The organism is Nocardiopsis coralliicola (genome assembly GCF_054779695.1).
Map to the genome: position 1 here is coordinate 21,626 of NZ_BAAGXT010000026.1, position 16,376 is coordinate 38,001.

The 16,376-nt window shown below is 74.3% G+C and carries 14 protein-coding genes; 9 read left to right on the plus strand and 5 right to left on the minus strand.

What is annotated here, in order from left to right:
* Positions 1–42 precede the first annotated feature (42 nt).
* On the plus strand, positions 43–654 hold the full coding sequence (gene wrbA, locus ACYVGT_RS17945; RefSeq protein ID WP_460859794.1) for an NAD(P)H:quinone oxidoreductase: 612 nt from the start codon (positions 43–45) through the stop codon (positions 652–654).
* Positions 655–687: 33 nt separating this feature from the next.
* Here the strand turns inward: wrbA and ACYVGT_RS17950 are convergent, their stop codons facing one another.
* Positions 688–2,193, minus strand: a complete 1,506-nt coding sequence (locus tag ACYVGT_RS17950; protein WP_460859795.1) for a PucR family transcriptional regulator ligand-binding domain-containing protein — start codon at positions 2,191–2,193, stop codon at positions 688–690.
* Positions 2,194–2,493: 300 nt separating this feature from the next.
* Between ACYVGT_RS17950 and gabT the strand changes: the two genes are divergently transcribed.
* The 3 genes from gabT (at position 2,494) to ACYVGT_RS17965 (ending at position 5,592) form a co-directional block, all read left to right on the plus strand.
* Positions 2,494–3,837, plus strand: coding sequence for a 4-aminobutyrate--2-oxoglutarate transaminase (gene gabT, locus ACYVGT_RS17955; RefSeq protein ID WP_460859797.1), 1,344 nt, complete (start codon positions 2,494–2,496; stop codon positions 3,835–3,837).
* Between the two features lie 201 nt (positions 3,838–4,038).
* Positions 4,039–4,842 carry a carbon-nitrogen hydrolase family protein gene (locus tag ACYVGT_RS17960; protein ID WP_460859799.1) on the plus strand — a complete coding sequence of 268 codons (804 nt, stop codon included), beginning with the start codon at positions 4,039–4,041 and terminating at the stop codon, positions 4,840–4,842.
* A 501-nt stretch (positions 4,843–5,343) separates the two neighbouring features.
* Positions 5,344–5,592 carry a hypothetical protein gene (locus ACYVGT_RS17965; RefSeq protein WP_460859896.1) on the plus strand — a complete coding sequence of 83 codons (249 nt, stop codon included), beginning with the start codon at positions 5,344–5,346 and terminating at the stop codon, positions 5,590–5,592.
* A 620-nt stretch (positions 5,593–6,212) separates the two neighbouring features.
* On the opposite strand, the gene ACYVGT_RS17970 is transcribed toward ACYVGT_RS17965, so the two are convergent.
* The gene (locus ACYVGT_RS17970; protein WP_460859801.1) at positions 6,213–7,712 is read right to left on the minus strand and encodes a CoA-acylating methylmalonate-semialdehyde dehydrogenase; all 1,500 of its coding nucleotides are present in this window, start codon (positions 7,710–7,712) and stop codon (positions 6,213–6,215) included.
* 168 nt (positions 7,713–7,880) lie between these two features.
* Positions 7,881–9,173 (minus strand): aspartate aminotransferase family protein, encoded by a 1,293-nt coding sequence (locus ACYVGT_RS17975; RefSeq protein ID WP_460859803.1) that lies wholly within the window; start codon positions 9,171–9,173, stop codon positions 7,881–7,883.
* A gap of 180 nt (positions 9,174–9,353) precedes the next feature.
* Here ACYVGT_RS17975 and ACYVGT_RS17980 point away from each other — a divergent pair, with 180 nt between their 5' ends.
* The gene (locus tag ACYVGT_RS17980; RefSeq protein WP_460859806.1) at positions 9,354–11,015 is read left to right on the plus strand and encodes a PucR family transcriptional regulator; all 1,662 of its coding nucleotides are present in this window, start codon (positions 9,354–9,356) and stop codon (positions 11,013–11,015) included.
* A 24-nt stretch (positions 11,016–11,039) separates the two neighbouring features.
* Here ACYVGT_RS17980 and ACYVGT_RS17985 read toward each other — a convergent pair whose 3' ends face one another.
* Positions 11,040–11,525: a VTT domain-containing protein gene (locus ACYVGT_RS17985; RefSeq protein ID WP_460859808.1), complete on the minus strand. Its 486-nt coding sequence runs from the start codon at positions 11,523–11,525 to the stop codon at positions 11,040–11,042.
* Positions 11,526–11,545: 20 nt separating this feature from the next.
* Positions 11,546–12,643, minus strand: a complete 1,098-nt coding sequence (gene rlmN / locus ACYVGT_RS17990) for a dual-specificity RNA methyltransferase RlmN (RefSeq protein ID WP_460859810.1) — start codon at positions 12,641–12,643, stop codon at positions 11,546–11,548.
* 155 nt (positions 12,644–12,798) lie between these two features.
* Here rlmN and ACYVGT_RS17995 point away from each other — a divergent pair, with 155 nt between their 5' ends.
* The 4 genes from ACYVGT_RS17995 (at position 12,799) to ACYVGT_RS18010 (ending at position 16,368) form a co-directional block, all read left to right on the plus strand.
* Positions 12,799–13,881, plus strand: a complete 1,083-nt coding sequence (locus ACYVGT_RS17995) for a suppressor of fused domain protein (RefSeq protein WP_460859811.1) — start codon at positions 12,799–12,801, stop codon at positions 13,879–13,881.
* Between the two features lie 43 nt (positions 13,882–13,924).
* Positions 13,925–14,227, plus strand: coding sequence for a hypothetical protein (locus tag ACYVGT_RS18000; RefSeq protein WP_460859814.1), 303 nt, complete (start codon positions 13,925–13,927; stop codon positions 14,225–14,227).
* 94 nt (positions 14,228–14,321) lie between these two features.
* Positions 14,322–15,104 carry an ArsR/SmtB family transcription factor gene (locus ACYVGT_RS18005; protein WP_460859815.1) on the plus strand — a complete coding sequence of 261 codons (783 nt, stop codon included), beginning with the start codon at positions 14,322–14,324 and terminating at the stop codon, positions 15,102–15,104.
* A complete protein-coding gene (locus tag ACYVGT_RS18010; protein WP_460859816.1) occupies positions 15,091–16,368 on the plus strand; it encodes an MFS transporter in 1,278 nt (425 codons plus the stop codon). Before ACYVGT_RS18005 ends, ACYVGT_RS18010 begins: the two co-directional genes overlap by 14 nt.
* Positions 16,369–16,376: the final 8 nt, after the last annotated feature.

The following is a 16,376-nucleotide window of genomic DNA, read 5'->3' on the forward strand; positions in this document are numbered from 1 at the left end:
TGATATAGTGCAATGGCGTTCTACTAATAAGGGAGACTGTCCATGGCACGCATCACCGTCGTCTACTACTCGTCCACCGGGGCGAACCACACGATCGCTGAGGCCTTCGCCGCCGGAGCATCCGAGGCCGGGGCCGAGGTGCGGCTGCGCCGCGTCGCAGAACTCGCGCCCGCAGAAGTCATCGAACGGAACCCCGAGTGGTCTGCGCACCTGAAGGCGACCGAGCACATCGAGACCGCCACGCCCGATGACCTCGTCTGGGCCGACGGGTTCGCCATCGGCGCTCCGACCCGGTTCGGTCAGCCCGCTGCGCAGATGAAGCAGTTCATGGACACCACCAGCGGCGCCTGGGGCGAAGGGCATCTCGCGTGCAAGCCCGCAACCGGGTTCACCAGCAGCGACGAACGCCACGGAGGGCAGGAGGCCACACTCCTGGCGATGTACCACACGCTGTTCCACTGGGGATCGATCGTCGTGCCCACCGGATACGTGGACTACGACCTCTCCCATTCCGCCGGAGGCAACCCCTACGGAGTCAGTGCGATCGTCGGCGACGGCCCGCCCAACAAGGATGTCCTGGCCCTGGCCCGCTACCAGGCGGGCAGGGTCGCCGCCCTCGCAGACGCCCTCCTGCCGACGCGTACCGCGCCATGAGCAGGCAATGCGGAAATCCGCCCTCCGACCGGTTCAGGGCCGGCGGTCGCGGGTGCGGAGGGCGAGCCAGAGCTCGGTGCGGTAGTCGGGATCGTCGAGGTCGCCCGGGAGAAGCTCGCGGATGCGGTTGATGCGGTACCGCAGGGTGTGCCGGTGGACGCCGAGGGCTTCGGCGGCCGCGTCCCAGCGGCCGGCGGCGGCCAGGTAGGCGCGGAGCGAAGCGAGGAGGACCCCGGCGGACCGGCGGCCGGCCACCGGCGCCAGCACCTCGTCGGCGACGCGGTCGGCCGCGGGTCCGGCGACCAGTCCGGCGAATCCGCCGGGCAGGTCCTCGGCGCGCACCACCGGCGGTGTCCCGGGGCTTCCCGCGCCCGCGGACGCCCGCGCGCGCGCCGCTTCCAGGGCCCGCTCGGCCTCGGACCGGGCCGCGGGCAGCGCCGGGTAGCGGTCGGCGCGCCCCACTCCCACGGCCGCGCCGCCCAGCCGCACGAGCAGTCCGCCCGGATCCGATCCGGCCGGCCCGAGGGCCGCCACCAGGCCGGTGCCGTCCAGCAGCGCCAGCAGCCGGTCGCCGACTGCGGCGGGCAGCGCCTCCTCCGGCGCGTCCGACAGCGCCACCTCCAGCGGCTCGGCGGGCAGCGCCGCACGCAGCCGCCGCGCATCTGCCACCGGCAACGTCCCGTCCAGCAGCCCCGCGACGAGGCCGCCCACCAGGTCGCCGCCGACCGGGTCGACGTGCTCCAGCTCCAGCGAGAGCAGCGAGGCAGCGCCGCTCACCAGCGTCCGCTCATCGGCGCCGAGCGCGTGCGCGGTACCCACGGCCAGGAATCCGCGCACCCGGCCGGCGACGCCCAGCACCTGCAGCGCCACCCGGTCCCCCGCCGCGACCAGCGACGCCGACGCGGGCCGGCCCGACGCGGCAAGGCGGTGCAGCTGGTCGGCGAGGTCGGCGGCGAGCTCCGCTGCGCCGTCCGGCACCGCGTGGCGGACGCCGCCCTCCGGCCCCAGCAGCAGCACCCGGGCCGGGGCACCGCCCACGCTGCGCAGTTCGGTGGCGAGCCGCTCGACGACGGCGCGCTCGCCGCGCGGCGCGGCCTGGGTGAGCCGGCGCTGCGCGGCGAAGGCGCGGGTCAGGCCCTCGTACTCGGCTTCGGCGAGCAGCCGGGAGACCGCCTTGCCGACCGCCATGAAGGGCGTCGGGATGGGCACCTCGACGAGCGGAAGGCCCTGCTCGGCGGCTGCGGACTCCACTGCCGCCGGCACGTCGGCGTGGGCCACACCGACGCCGAAGCCGAGCGCCGCGATCCCCCGGTCGGCGAGCCGGCCGACGTAGGCGGATGCCTCATCGGCGCCGAGCTCCGGCGGCCAGCGCACGCCGGTGGTGAGCAGCAGTTCGTCGCCTTCCAGGTAGGGGGTGGGGTCGGTGAGCTCGCTGGTGGCGACCCAGCGGACCGGGCGGGACTCGGCGCCCGGCACGCCGCCGCGCAGGCGCAGGCCCAGCTTCGGCGTCCGCAGCACGGCACCCAGGGTGGGCGGCACAGCCCCTCCTCTCCGGTGCGCGGAGGCCCGCGCACCCGTCGCTGCGCCGCCGGCCGGCGGCGCCCTCCCCGCTGCAGCGCAGCGGTGCCGGCGGAACCCCGGGGCGGCTCAGCCTCCGCCGGGGCGGTAGCGGCCGGACAGCCCCGCGTGCGTGCTCCGAAACGGCGGAACGATACCGCGAGTTTATCCGGAACGGCGCTGGGTGGGCGGCGGCCGCGGCCGTACAGTCGCTGCGTCGGGCGGCGCAGCGGGCTCCGCCGGGGGCGCTGCGGCGCCCGCGAGACGTGGAAGGAGACAGGTATGACGTCGAGCGAGATCGCCCAGGCGCGGCGCATCGTGACGGAGATTCCCGGCCCGAAGTCGCGCGCCCTGCAGGAGCGCCGGGCGAGCGCGGTCGCGCAGGGGGTCGGCAGCGCCCTGCCGGTCTACGTCGAGCGCGCCGGCGGCGGCATCGCCGTCGACGTCGACGGCAACTCCTTCATCGACTTCGGCTCGGGCATCGCCGTCACCAACGTCGGCAATGCCGACGAGCGCGTGGCCGCGGCGGTGAGCGAGCAGGTCTCCCGGTTCACCCACACCTGCTTCATGGTCAACCCCTACGACAGCTACGTCGAGGTGTGCGAGGCGCTCAACCGGCTCACCCCGGGCACCCGCGAGAAGCGCTCGGTGCTGTTCAACTCCGGCGCTGAGGCGGTCGAGAACGCGGTGAAGATCGCCCGCCGCGCGACCGGCCGCTCCGCCGTCGTCGCCTTCGACCACGCCTACCACGGCCGCACCAACCTGACCATGGCGCTGACCGCGAAGAACCAGCCCTACAAGGACGGCTTCGGCCCGTTCGCCGGCGAGGTCTACCGGATGCCGATGGCCTACCCCTACCGCTGGCCCACCGGCCCGGAGAACTGCGGCCCGGAGGCGGCCGCGCAGGTGGCCGAGCAGATCGCCAAGCAGGTCGGCGCGGACCGCGTCGCCGCCGTGGTGATCGAGCCGATCCAGGGCGAGGGCGGCTTCATCGAGCCCGGCGCCGGCTTCCTCCCCGCGCTCGCGGAGTTCTGCCGGGAGAACGGCATCGTGTTCATCGCGGACGAGGTGCAGACCGGCTTCGGCCGCACCGGCGACCTGTTCGCCAGCGAGCACGAGCAGATCGTGCCCGACCTCATCGCCACCGCCAAGGGCATCGCCGGCGGGCTGCCGCTGGCCGCGGTGACCGGCCGCGCCGAGCTGATGGACTCCGTGCACGGCGGCGGCCTGGGCGGCACCTACGGCGGCAACCCGGCCGCGTGCGCGGCGGCGCTCGCCACCATTGCGGCGATCGAGTCCGACGGCCTGGTCGAGCGGGCGCGGCAGATCGGCGAGCGCATGCTCGGCCGGCTGAACGCGCTGGCCGCCAAGTACGACATCATCGGCGACGTCCGCGGCCGCGGCGCCATGGTGGCCATCGAGCTGGTCGCCGGCGCCGGCGACACCACGCCCAACACCGGCGACCTCGGCGCGGTGGTCCGGTACTGCCACGAGCGGGGCCTCATCCTGCTCACCGCGGGCACCTACGGCAACGTGATCCGGATGCTGCCGCCGCTGGTCATCGACGACGCGCTGCTCGACGAAGGGCTCGACCTGCTGGACGAGGCGTTCGCCCAGCTCGGCTGAGCCGGTCCGGCCGCGCGCTGCGGGCCCGCACCCCCGCGGGGTGCGGGCCCGGCCTGTTCCGCGGACGGCGGGCGCGCGATGATGGGTGTGCCGCCCCTCATCAGGTGCGGCGGCAGCAGCGCGGACGAAGCGGCCGGCGCATCCGCCTGCGCAGCCAGTGCACACACCGCGTTCCGCCCGGGGCGCAGCGAGGAGGTCGGCATGGTCGAGGTGGCGGTGGCGCAGTTCGCGCCCGGCGAGGACAAGGCGCGCAACCTGGAGGCGGCGCGCGGCTTCATCGCCGAGGCCGCAGGCCGCGGCGCCCGGGTGGTGCTGCTCCCCGAGTACGCCATGTTCACCGCACCGCGCATGGACGCGCGCTACGTCGACGCCGCGGAGCCGCTGGACGGGCCGTTCGCGGCCGGGATCGCCGCGGCGGCGGCCGAGCACGGCGTCTACGCGGTAGTCGGCCTCGTGGTGGCGCTGGCGGACACGCCCGACCGGATCTCGAACACGCTCGCCGCGTTCAGCCCGGAGGGGCAGCTGGCGGCGAGCTACCGCAAGCTCCACCTCTATGACGCGTTCGGCGCGACCGAGTCCGACACCCTGGTGGCCGGGCCGATCGAGGAGCCGGAGACGTTCACCGCCGACGGCGTCACCTTCGGCGTTCAGACCTGCTACGACCTGCGCTTCCCCGAGGTCTCCCGACGCATCGCGGACGCCGGTGCGCAGGTTCTGCTCCTCGCCGCCCAGTGGGTTCCCGGTCCGCTCAAGGAGGACCACTGGACGACGCTGCTGCGGGCCCGGGCGATCGAGAACACCCTCTACGTGGCGGCCGCCGGGCAGAACACGCCGCGCGGGTCCGGGCGGAGCATGGTGGTCGACCCGCTGGGGACCGCGGTTGCCGCCCTCGGCGAGGAGACCGGAGTGGCCCTCGCCCGAATTCGCCCCGAGCGCATCGACGAAGTCCGAAAGGTGAACCCTTCGCTGGCGCTGCGGCGGTTCACCGTCGCCCCGAGACCCTGACCGCCGTTCTCCCGCTGCCATTCCGGCGGGCGCTCCGCGGAGCAGCCCCCTCCGCACCGCGGGGCGCCGGCGCGATTCCCGCGGGAGCCTTCCTGTCCCCTGCACGTTCCACCGGGCTGTGCGGCCAATGGGCCGCCTCCGTTCGGCATGGATCGGCCCCACCTGCACCACCGGCCGGGATCCGGCTCGTCCCCGCCAGGCGCACTCCGACGTCGAGGGCATTGCCCGGAATCAGGCCCAGATACATCTGGGCAGCCGGATCTTGCGCGACTCCGCGCACATTTGGAACGCCACAAAATAAGACAAAGTACGCAACCCTCCGTTCGACTTGACCAAGTCATTCCTCGGATGACTACCAACAGTTAACCTTCATGGGCTTAGAGTCACATGAAACGGCCTGAGCCATTCCCGTCGCAGACCGTTTCTGGTTCAATAAGAGCCGATCTCTATAGGTCCGCCAGACTGTCCTAAACCACGGGGGGAGCAGGGACGTTGAGCGGTCTGAGCATTGTGCCCTACGTCGACATCGATTCCGATTCGACCGAATATGACATCTACAGTCCGAAGCTGTTGAGCAGCGCGCAGTGCATGGGGGACGCGTGCGCGATCTGCCATGCGCGCTGGCCGCGCCCGCGCCACGCGCTGGGCGAGCTGGCCGGCGGCGGCCTGGTCTTCGGGTGCGCGGAATGCGCGGGGATCATCGCCGCGCACGAGGCGCGCACGAAGCAACCGGAGCTCGCCGCGCGCTGAGGCAGCCGTCCGCACCGCGCACCGGTGCAGGCGGCGAGAGGCGGGCGCCGAACGGCGTGCCGGACCGCGTCCCGGGGGGCGCGGACCGGCGCGGCGATCGGCGCCCGCCGCGGTTCACCGGCCCGCGGACCGGGAGGCGGGACGGGATGCAGCGGCCCGCTCCGGATCCGGCCGATCGGGACGCAGCGGGGCTGCCGGGGGCAGGCGCGGCCGGCCGGACCGGCGCTTTCGCCCGCCGACAGGACCGCGGTGAACAGGGCTTCCACACCTCTGGCGCACCCCGCGGGACATGCGCGGCCGGGGCGTTCGCGAGGTGCGCGGGACACTCCGGGTCCGGGGGGAGACCGGACCCGGAGCGCCCGCGATGCGCCCGCTTCCATGGGGAGGAGGGGAATTGAGCGCATTCTCCCGGTTGGCGCAGCGGGGCGGGCACGGTGCAGCACCGCCCGCAGAGCGTGCCCCATCCCCGGCGGACAGACTACTGCGTGTTCCGGCCATCTGACCGCGAGTAGGCAATTTCGCACCGGAGGAGCATCAGCGCGGCGGATGCCGCCGCTCCGCTCCCCCGGCGATCCGGTCGCGGCCCGCCGCACCCCGGGGGGGCACGGCTCGGCCGGCGGTCAGCCGTTCGTGGGGAAACCGAGGTTGACGCCGCCGTGCGACGGGTCGAGCCAGCGCGCGGTCACCGCCTTGGTGCGGGTATAGAAGTGCACGCCCTCGGTGCCGTGCGCGTGCGAGTCACCGAACAGCGAGTCCTTCCACCCGCCGAAGGAGTAGTAGGCCATCGGGACCGGGATCGGCACGTTGATCCCGACCATGCCCACCTGCACCTCGTTCTGGAACCGCCGCGCGGCTCCGCCGTCGTTGGTGAACACGGCCGTGCCGTTGCCGTAGGGGCTGCCGTTGATGACACCGAGCCCCTCCGCGTAGGAGGACACCCGCAGCACGCTGAGCACCGGCCCGAAGATCTCGTCGGTGTAGCAGTCCATCCCGGTGGTGACCCGGTCGAGCAGCGAGGGCCCCAGCCAGAAGCCGTCCGCTCCGCCGCCCAGGACCGGGTGGACGCGCCCGTCGATCGCGAGCGTGGCGCCCTGGCGCACGCCGGACTCCAGGTAGGACGCGACGCGGTCGCGGTGCTCCCGGGTGACCAGCGGCCCCATCTCCGATTCCGGGTCGTCGCCGGGGCCGACCCGCAGCCGCGCGACGCGCTCGGTGATCTTCTCCACCAGGGCGTCGGCGACCGGCTCGACCGCCACCACCGCGGAGATCGCCATGCACCGCTCCCCGGCCGAGCCGAAGCCGGCCGAGACGGCGGCGTCCGCAGCGAGGTCGAGGTCGGCGTCGGGGAGCACCAGCATGTGGTTCTTCGCCCCGCCGAGGGCCTGCACGCGCTTGCCGCTCGCCGCGGCCTTGGTGTAGATCGAGCGGGCGATCGGCGTGGAGCCGACGAAGCTCACCGCGTCCACGCCGGGGTGCTCCAGCAGCGCGTCGACGGACTCCCGGTCGCCGTGCACCACGTTGAAGACGCCCTCGGGGAGGCCGGCCTCGGCCCACAGCTCGGCGATGCGCACCGCGGCCGAGGGGTCCTTCTCGCTGGGCTTGAGCACGAACGTGTTCCCGCAGGCGATGGCGATGGGGAACATCCACATCGGCACCATGGCCGGGAAGTTGAAGGGGGTGATGCCGGCGGCGACGCCGACCGGCTGCAGCACCGAATAGGCGTCGACGCCGGTGGAGACGTTCTCCGAATGGCCGCCCTTGAGCAGGTGCGGGATGCCGCAGGCGAACTCGACGACCTCCAGGCCGCGGGCGACCTCCCCGGCCGCATCGGAGCGGACCTTGCCGTGCTCGGCGCTGACGATCTCGGCGAGCTCGCCGGAATTCGCCGCGAGCAGCTCCCGGAAGCGGAACAGGATCGCCATCCGGCGGGAGAGCGGCGTGTCCCGCCACCCGGGGAACGCGTCGCGGGCGGCGGCGACGGCGGCGTCCACGTCGGCGGCCGAGGCGAAGTCGACGGTGCCGGAGACCTGCCCGGTCGCCGGGTTGTAGATGTCGCCCCGCCGCTCGGCGGGGCCGCCGGCGGGCTTGCCGCCGATCCAGTGGGTCACGTGCTGGGTCACGGGGTGCCTCTCGGTGTCGAAGCGGACGGAGGAGCGGCGCTGCGGACAGCGCGGGTGCGGTCGGCGCCGGGCTGCGGCGCGCCCCTTGCCCGGTACAGCGCGGGCAGCGCCACCGCACCCGCGGCAGGCGGCGGCCGCCCCTCCGCGGGACAGCGCCTCTCGCGGGTGTCAGCCCGCAGGCGCGGCGTCGACGGCGCGCACGGAGTCGACGAGGATGGTCCGGGCTTCGGCCGCCTCGTCGGCGGTGACGGTCAGCGGCGGCGCGATCCGCAGCGTGTTTCCGGCCAGTCCGCCCTTGCCGACGAGCAGCCCGCGGCGGCGCGTCTCCTCCAGCACCCGCGCGGCGAGCGCGGGCGACGGCGCGCCGGATTCCGGGTCGACCATGTCGATCGCGAACATCAGGCCCTTGCCGCGCACGCCGCCGACCGAGGCGAGCCCGGTCAGCGGGGACAGGCCGTCGAGCACCAGCCGGCCCTGCCGGTCGGCGTTGGCCTGCAGGTCGTGGTCGAGCACGTAGTCGAGGGTGGCGTTGGCGGCGGCGGTGGCGACCGGGTTGCCGCCGAAGGTGGAGACGCCGTTGGCGTCCAGTCCGTCCATCAGGTCGCCGCGGGCGACGACGCCGCCGACGGCGAAGCCGTTGCCGAGGCCCTTGGCGAAGGTCAGCGCGTCGGGCACCACGCCGTGGTTGCCGATGCCCCAGAACGAGGTGCCAGTGCGGCCCCACCCGGTCTGCACCTCGTCCGAGACCAGCAGGATGCCGTGGGCGTCGAGGACCTCCTTGTAGGCGGCGAGCAGGCCGTCCGGCGGCATGGTGAACCCGCCGACGCCCTGCACCGGCTCGGCGATCAGCGCGGCGGGGCGGTGCGCGGCGGTGGCCAGCACGTCGTGCAGGTCGGCGACGCAGGCGTCGATGTAGGCGGCGTCGCTGAGGCCGCGGAAGGCCGGCAGGTCGCGGTCGGTGCCGTGCAGGTAGTGCACGTTGAGCGGGGACAGCGACGAGTTCTTCCAGCCGCGGTTGCCGGTGACCGCGACGGTGCCGAACGAGCGCCCGTGGTAGCTGCCGCGCAGGGCGAGGACCTCGTCGGAGCTGCGCGCGGCGGTGGCCAGCAGGAGCGCGGTCTCGTTCGCCTCGGTCCCGGAGTTGGTGAAGAAGACCTTGGCGCCGGGGATCCCGGACAGCCGGGCGATCTTCTCGGCCAGTTCGACCTGCCCGCGGAGCAGGTAGAGGGTGGAGGTGTGCACGACGCCCCGGGCGAGCTGGCGCTCGACCGCTTCGCGGACCTCGGCGACGTCGTAGCCGAGCATGTTGGTGAGGATGCCGGCGAAGAAGTCGAGGTAGGTGTCGCCGTTGGCGTCGGTGACCCGGTTCCCCTTGCCGCCGGTGATCTCGATCGGTTCGTCGTAGTACAGGGACAGCCACGAAGGCAGGACAGCGCGGTGGCGCTCGTGCAGTTCCGACATGGTCTCAGTCTCACTCCGCGGCGGCGCCGCCGCCAGCCCCACCGTGTCAATTCCGCCCCCGGGGGTCTGACAGGCCGTCAGGCGGATTCGCCGCCCCAACCCGACACTCTGTAATAATTCGTGCCGACGGCGACAACAGACTGTCCGGTCGCGGTGGCGCGAAGACCGTAGAATCGCCGCATGCTCCCCACCCTCGCCGAGATCCTCCGCATGCCGGTCATGCTGCGCGCCCGGCCGCGGGTGGTGGTCGGCGAGGACCTGCTCGACGTGCACGTGCGCTGGGTGCACATCGCCGAGGTGACCGACCTGGCGCACCTGCTGCGCGGCGGCGAACTGGTGCTCACGACCGGGATCGCCATGCCCGACGAGCCGGACGCGCTGCGCACCTACGTCCGCGACCTCGCATCGGTGGGCGTCAGCGGGATCGCGGTGGAGCTGGGCCGGAAGTACGGCGCCGAGTCGGAGCTGCCGCACGCCCTGCTGGCGGAGGCCCGCAGCACCGGTATCCCGGTGGTGGCGCTGGACCGGGAGACCCGCTTCGTGGAGATCACCGAGGCGGTGCACGTCCGGGTGGTCAACGAGCAGCTCGCCGAGTCGCGCGAGTCGGAGCGGCTGCACGAGGTGTTCACCCGGCTCTCGGTGGAGGGCGCCCGCCCCGAGCGGGTGCTGCACGAGGTGGCGCGGCTGTCCGGCTGCCCCGTGGTGCTGGAGAACCTGAGCCACCAGGTGCTGCTCTGCGAACTCGCCGGAGAGGACCCGGAGGCGGTGCTCGCGGCGTGGGAGCCGCGGTCCCGGTCGGTGGTGGGCTCGACGCGCACCGCGCACGACGTCTCCACCGGCTGGCTCACCACCGCCGTCGGCGCGCGCGGCCAGGACTGGGGGCGGCTGATCCTGGTCTGCGGCGCCGCGCCGTCGCCCCGGCACACGATGCTGGTGGAGCGGGCGGCCACCACGCTGGCGCTGGGCCGGCTGCTGGAGCGGCACCGGGAGAGCCTGGAGCGGCAGACGCACCGGACGATCATCGGCGGCATCGTCGACCGCTCCTACGCCGACCCGCAGGAGGCGCTGGTGCGGGCGCGCGCCGTCGGCGTTCCGCTGGAGGAGCGGTCGCTCAGCGGGCTGGTGCTCCGGCTTCCGGACGGCGCTACCGGGCTCAGCGCCGAGGCGCAGCTGGCCGACTCGGCCGAGTCCGTCGCCCGCGCCTGCCGCGAGGTGCGGCTGCCGGCGCTGGTCGGCACGCTCGACGACGTGCGGGTCGGCATCCTCCTCGCACTTCCGCGCGGCCGCGCCCCCGATCCGGTGCTGCACCGGCTCGCCGAGCGCGTCGCCGAGCTGGTCGGCCCCGGACCGGTGCTGGCGGTGGGATCGGCCACCGACGACATCCGCGAGGTGCGCCGCTCCTTCCTGGAGGCGCGGCAAGTGGGCGATGTCGCCCTGCACACGCCCGGCCGGGCCCTCTACCGGCTGCCCGACCTGCACCTGCGCGGCCTGCTGCACCTCTTCCGCGACGACGAGCGGCTGCAGACCTACGCCGAACGGGAGCTGGGGGCGCTGCTCGCCTACGACGACCGGCACGGCAGCGACCTGTCCGCGATGCTCCGCCACTACCTGGACGCGGGGCGGAACAAGGCGCTCGCGGCGTCCCGCGCGCACCTGTCCCGTCCGGCGTTCTACGAGCGGCTGCGGCGGATCGCGCGGATCCTCGCCGCCGACCTGGACGACGTCGAGACGTGCCTGTCGCTGCACGTGGCGCTGCTGGCGCTGGACGCGGTCCGGGGCCGGCTGGAGCCCGCCGGCAGCGATCCGGCCGAGCGCGGCCCCGCCGCGGGCGCACTGGGCTGACCCCTGCCTCAGCGGCCGCCGGCGCTATCCGGGCAGCGTGCCGCCCAGGGCCGCGGCGAGGCCGGGCAGGTAGACGATGGCGAGGAAGCGCAGGAAGCGGGTTGCCGCGGTCACCGCGGTGAACACCCAGACGGGCATCCGCACCGCACCGGCCAGTACGCACACCACCATCAGCGGCGGAATGCTGATCAGCGACGACGAGGCGAGCAGCCCGGCGGACCAGACCGGGCGCGCCTCGCCCTGCTCGCGCCAGCGGGCGGCGCGCTCCCGCCATTTGCCGGCGGGCCGCTCGCTCTGGCGGCGCAGCCACGACACGTCCAGCGCCCCGCGGCCGACAGCGTAGTAGGCGAGCTTGCCGGCGGTCTGGCCGGCGGCCGCCGACAGCGCAGTGGCGACGAGGGCGGCGTCGTCGGTGATGACGGCGGCGCCGAGCAGGTAGACCTCGATGTTGAGGACCGGGACGAGGCCGGAGACCGCCCCCGCGGCGAAGGCGAGCAGGATCTCGCCCACGTCAGCCCCCGGCCCGGCGGTCAGTTCTCCGCCGCGGCGAGCTGGCCGCAGGCGCCGTCGATCTCCTGGCCGCGGGTGTCCCGGACGGTCACCGGCACGCCGTGCGACTCCAGCACGCGGACGAACTCGCGCTCGTCCTCCGGGCGGGACGCCGTCCACTTGGAGCCCGGCGTGGGGTTGAGCGGGATGAGGTTCACGTGCACCAGGTTGCCCTTGATGAGCCGGCCCAGCAGGTCCGCGCGCCACGCCTGGTCGTTGATGTCGCGGATGAGCGCGTACTCGATGGAGACGCGGCGCCCGGTCAGGGCGGCGTAGCGCCAGGCGGTGTCGAGCACCTCCTGCACCTTCCAGCGGGTGTTGACCGGCACCAGCTCGTCCCGGAGCTCGTCGTCGGGTGCGTGCAGCGAGATCGCGAGGCGGGTCTGCATCCGCTCCTCGATCAGCCGCTCGATGGCCGGCACCAGGCCGACCGTCGACACGGTGACGCCGCGCTGGGAGATGCCCAGGCCGCTGGGGACCGGGTCGGTCATGCGGCGCACGGCCTGCAGCACCCGCTTGTAGTTGGCGAGCGGCTCGCCCATCCCCATGAAGACGATGTTGCTGATCCGGCCCGGCCCGCCGGCGACCTCGCCGCGCTCCAGGTCGCGGGCGGTGGCCACGACCTGGTCGACGATCTCGGCGGTGGACAGGTTGCGGGTGAGGCCGTTCTGCCCGGTGGCGCAGAAGGGGCAGTTCATGCCGCAGCCGGCCTGCGAGGAGACGCACAGCGTGGCCCGGTCGGGGTAGCGCATCAGGACCGACTCGAAGAGGACGCCGTCGAACGCCTTCCACAGCGTCTTGCGGGTCATGCCCTTGTCGGTGGTGATGTGCCGCACCGGGGTGAGCAGGGTGGGCAGGAGCGCCTCGCCGAGCGCGGCGCGGGAGGACTCCGGCAGGTCGGTCATTGCCGCGGTGTCGGATTCGTGGTGGCCGAAGTAGTGCTGGGCGAGCTGCTTGGCCCGGAACGGCTTCTCGCCGAGGTCGGTGACAGCGCTGCGCCGCTCCTCGGGGGTGAGGTCGGCGAGGTGCCGCGGCGGCTTGGCGCGGCGCGGGGCGGCAAAGGTGAGCTCGGCAGGCATGGGAGTCCAGTGCGACGGGGCGGAGAGACGGCGGCCGCAGACCCTGCGCGCCAGGGTGTCCGCTCGGGATGGTGCGGCGCGCGGGCGGGCACTACGGTTCATACTATGCGCCGCCGCGGGAGGGCGGCACGCCGAACGGAGCGGAAGGGAGTCCAGTGGCCGGAGCGCGAGTGCTGCTCGACCAGTTCAGCCCCTACCACAGCCGCCGCGTCGTCGTGGAGGCGGACTCCACCACCACGGCCGCCTACCTGATGGACGCGCGCGACCGCATCCGGGTCCCGGTGTGGCTGGCCAACCACACCCTGGCACCGGAGACCAGCGACCCGTCCGGCCTCTACCGCGGCAGCGCCCCGCTGATGCCGGCCGCCAACACGCGCCACCCGCAGGGCCGCGCGCCGTTCGACCCCGCCGCACTGCGCGCCGTCTGGTTCGAGGAGGGCGACGGCGTGGCGCTGCTGGACGGCGAGGGCCTGCTGGCGATCATCCCGGGCTGGGCGGAGGCCGACAGCGGGCTGCCCGGCTACGCCCGCGAGGCGATCGGCCGCAGCCCCTACGCCTGGGCACTGGAGCCGGTCCGCGACCAGTTGTGGCCGCGCGTGGTGCACGCCGAGGCGTACTGGGACTGGCGCGCCGCCCCGAACGCGTGGCGCAGCGTGCAGCGCACGGTGTTCAACCACCTGAACCGCACTGTCGGTCCCCCGGGCCACTACTGGGACGTGTCCGACGGCCACGAGCCGCTGATCCGGGTGACCGAGCGGCCGCCCACCGAGGAGCGGCCGTTCACCGTGCTGAGCACGGTCGGCATGTGCGGCCAGCGGATGCCGACGCTGGACCGGTACATGGCCGACACCTCCGCCTACGCCCGCATCGAACTGGCTCTGGCCACCACGCTGCCGGCGCACGCGGCTGCCCGGGTGTTCCGGTGGATCGGCGCGTTCCCGTGGCGGGCAGTCACCTGGTTCGGGCCCGGGCACAGCGTGAAGTGGCTGGACAACCCCGAGGACCGGATCGTGCGCGGGGACAGCTCCGCCGTGCTGCTGGTCGCCGACCCGTCGCCGCTGGCTCCGGAGGGCGCAGCCCCGCCGGACCCCTCGGGGCTGGCGTTCCACGGGGACCCGGTGCGCTGGCTGTGGCTGGTCCCGCTGACCCGCCCTGAGCACCAGTTCGCCAAGGAGCACGACGCGTCGACGCTGCTGGACAAGCTCACCGCGGAGGGCCGCAGCTGGATCCTCGGCTGACGGCCCCGCCCCTGCCCCCCCCACGACCCGCGCGGAGGTCACCGTGTCCGTCGCCGTGCTGGCGCCCGCCGCACCGGCCCTCGGAGCCCTCCTGATCGGCTCCCTGCCGGAGTTCGCCGCGGCCCACGCGGTCCTCACCGCCGCGGCGGCGGTTGCCGCGGCCGCCAACCTGGTGCTGGCCGTGCACCCGCGCCTGGCGTGGACGCTCACCAAGTGGCAGTACCGCGACCCCGACGCGGTCGAGCCGAGCCGGATCGCGTTCAACCTGCGGCGGATCCGCTACACGCTGCTCTTCTGCGTATTCGGCGCCGCCCTGGTGCTGCTGCTGTCGTTCCGGCCCGGCTGAGCGCCGCCGCAGCCGTTCCTACGGAGCCGTGCGGGCGCGCACTAGCCCCAAATAACTCTTTGACAGTTACCGCCCCGGTGCCGATGCTGAAGGCGTGAACAGCAGCGATTCGCCCGGGGGCCGCTCCCCTGACGGGCACTCCAGCGCGCAGGGTACCGACTCGGGCGAACGCCGGGCGGAGGCTCCGGGCACCGGTGGCGCCGGCGGTGTGCCGGGGTCCGGCGGCCCGTCCGGCGGCCCTTCCGGCAGCACGTCCGGCGGCGCGGACGCCGAGGCGGCGCGTTCGCTGCGGGCGTTCGCGCACCCGCTGCGCCTGCGGCTGCTGTCGCTGCTCACCGGCGCGGCGATGAGCGCCGCCGAGGCGGCCCGCGAGACCGGCGAGACGCAGGCCAACGTCAGCTACCACCTGCGCCGCCTGCACGCGGCAGGGCTCGTGCAGGTGGCCGAGGAGGTGGCGGTGCGCGGCGGCCGCGCCCGCCGGTACCGGCACGATCCGGAGAGCGGCCCGCGCACCTCGGGCACCGACACCGACCGGCGGATGGTGGACGCCGCCCTGGCCGAGGAGATCGTGCGCCGCGGCGCGCTGCGCGATCCGGCCGGCGGAGCCCGGCACTTCACCGACCTCGAAGTGTGGATGGACCCGGCCGAATGGCGGCGGCTGACCGACCGGGCCGGCGAACTCGGTGCCGAGCTGCACGCAGCGGCGCGCCCGCCCCGCGCACCGGGCGCGGTCCGCGTCAGCGCCAGCATGCTCTTCTTCGGCATGGCCGATCCCGGCCCGCCCGCCGGGCACGCCGGAGCGGCCGGGCCCGAGGGCGCCGAAGCCCCATCCGCCGACCCCGGAGACGGACCGGAGGCCGGCGATGGCACCGCCTGACTCCGCAGACGCGCCCGACGGCCCGGGGCGCAGCGGGCCGGGGCTGCTCGCTCCGCTGCGGCACGGCGCGTTCCGGGCCCTGGCCGCGGGGCGCACCCTGCTCTATTTCGGCAACGGCCTGGCCACGGTCGCCCTCGCCTTCGCCGTACTCGACGCCACCGGATCGCTGGCCCAGCTCGGCCTGGTCGTCGCCGCCCGCACGCTCGCCAACGTCGTGCTGCTGCTCGCCGGCGGGGTCCTCGCCGACCGGATGCCGCGCGGCCTCCTGCTCTGCGGTGCCAGCGGCCTCGCCGCGCTCGCCCAGGGGCTGCTCGCGGCGCTCCTGCTCACCGGGACCGCCACGCTTCCGCTCATGCTGGTGCTGGCCATGGTCAACGGGGCCGCGGCCGCCGCGAACCTGCCGGCCGCGGCCGCCCTCGTCCCGCAGACGGTGCCCGCCGGGATGCTGCGGCAGGCGAACGCGCTCGCCCGCATCGGTATGGAGGGCGGCCGGCTGACCGGCATGTCGGTCGGAACGCTACTGGTGGCCTTCGTCGGCGCCAGTGGGGCGATCGCGGTCGACGCAGCGGCGTTCGTACTGGGCGGGGCATGCTTCGCGTTCGTCCGGGTCCCCGCGCCGCGGGCGGCCGCGTCCCGCCCGCCGTCCAACCCGCTGCGCGAGCTCGCCGAGGGCTGGTCGGAGTTCATCCGGCGCCGCTGGGTGTGGGCGGTGGTCGCCCAGTTCATGCTGGTCAATGTGGCCTGGACGGCGATGGTGACCGTACTCGGCCCGGCCATCGCCGACGCTTCCTTCGGCCGCGCAGCGTGGGGCGCCATGCTCACCCTGAACAGCGCCGGCATGATCCTCGGCGGCCTGCTCGCCGCCCGCTGGCAGCCGAGGCGGGCGCTCGCCTTCGGCGTCGCCCTCACGTTCGTGGAGACCGTCCCCGCCATCGCCCTGGGCTTCGGCGCTGCGGTGCCGCTGCTGTTCGCGCTGTTCTTCTGCGCCGGCATCGCGGTCGAGCAGTTCACGGTGGCCTGGGAGGTGTCCCTGCAGGAGAACATCCCGCAGGAACGCCTCGCCCGCGTCTACTCCTACGACGCCCTCGGCTCCTTCCTCGCCGCCCCGTTCGGCCAGGCCGCAGCCGGCCCCCTCGCCGCCGCCGCGGGCCCCGGAGCCGTTCTGGTCGGCATGTCCGCCCTCGTCATCGCCGCCACCGCCGCCACCCTCTGCGACCCCTCCGTCCGCCGCCTCGAACAGCACCGCACCACCGCCCCACCCTGACCGCGCCG

Bases quoted from the DNA above. Each gene is read 5' to 3' on its own strand.
- wrbA (WP_460859794.1), top strand. From the start codon at position 43: ATGGCACGCATCACCGTCGTCTACTACTCGTCCACCGGGGCGAACCAC.
- gabT (WP_460859797.1), top strand. From the start codon at position 2,494: ATGACGTCGAGCGAGATCGCCCAGGCGCGGCGCATCGTGACGGAGATT.
- ACYVGT_RS17960 (WP_460859799.1), top strand. From the start codon at position 4,039: ATGGTCGAGGTGGCGGTGGCGCAGTTCGCGCCCGGCGAGGACAAGGCG.
- ACYVGT_RS17975 (WP_460859803.1), bottom strand. From the start codon at position 9,173: ATGTCGGAACTGCACGAGCGCCACCGCGCTGTCCTGCCTTCGTGGCTG.
- ACYVGT_RS17980 (WP_460859806.1), top strand. From the start codon at position 9,354: ATGCTCCCCACCCTCGCCGAGATCCTCCGCATGCCGGTCATGCTGCGC.
- rlmN (WP_460859810.1), bottom strand. From the start codon at position 12,643: ATGCCTGCCGAGCTCACCTTTGCCGCCCCGCGCCGCGCCAAGCCGCCG.
- ACYVGT_RS18010 (WP_460859816.1), top strand. From the start codon at position 15,091: ATGGCACCGCCTGACTCCGCAGACGCGCCCGACGGCCCGGGGCGCAGC.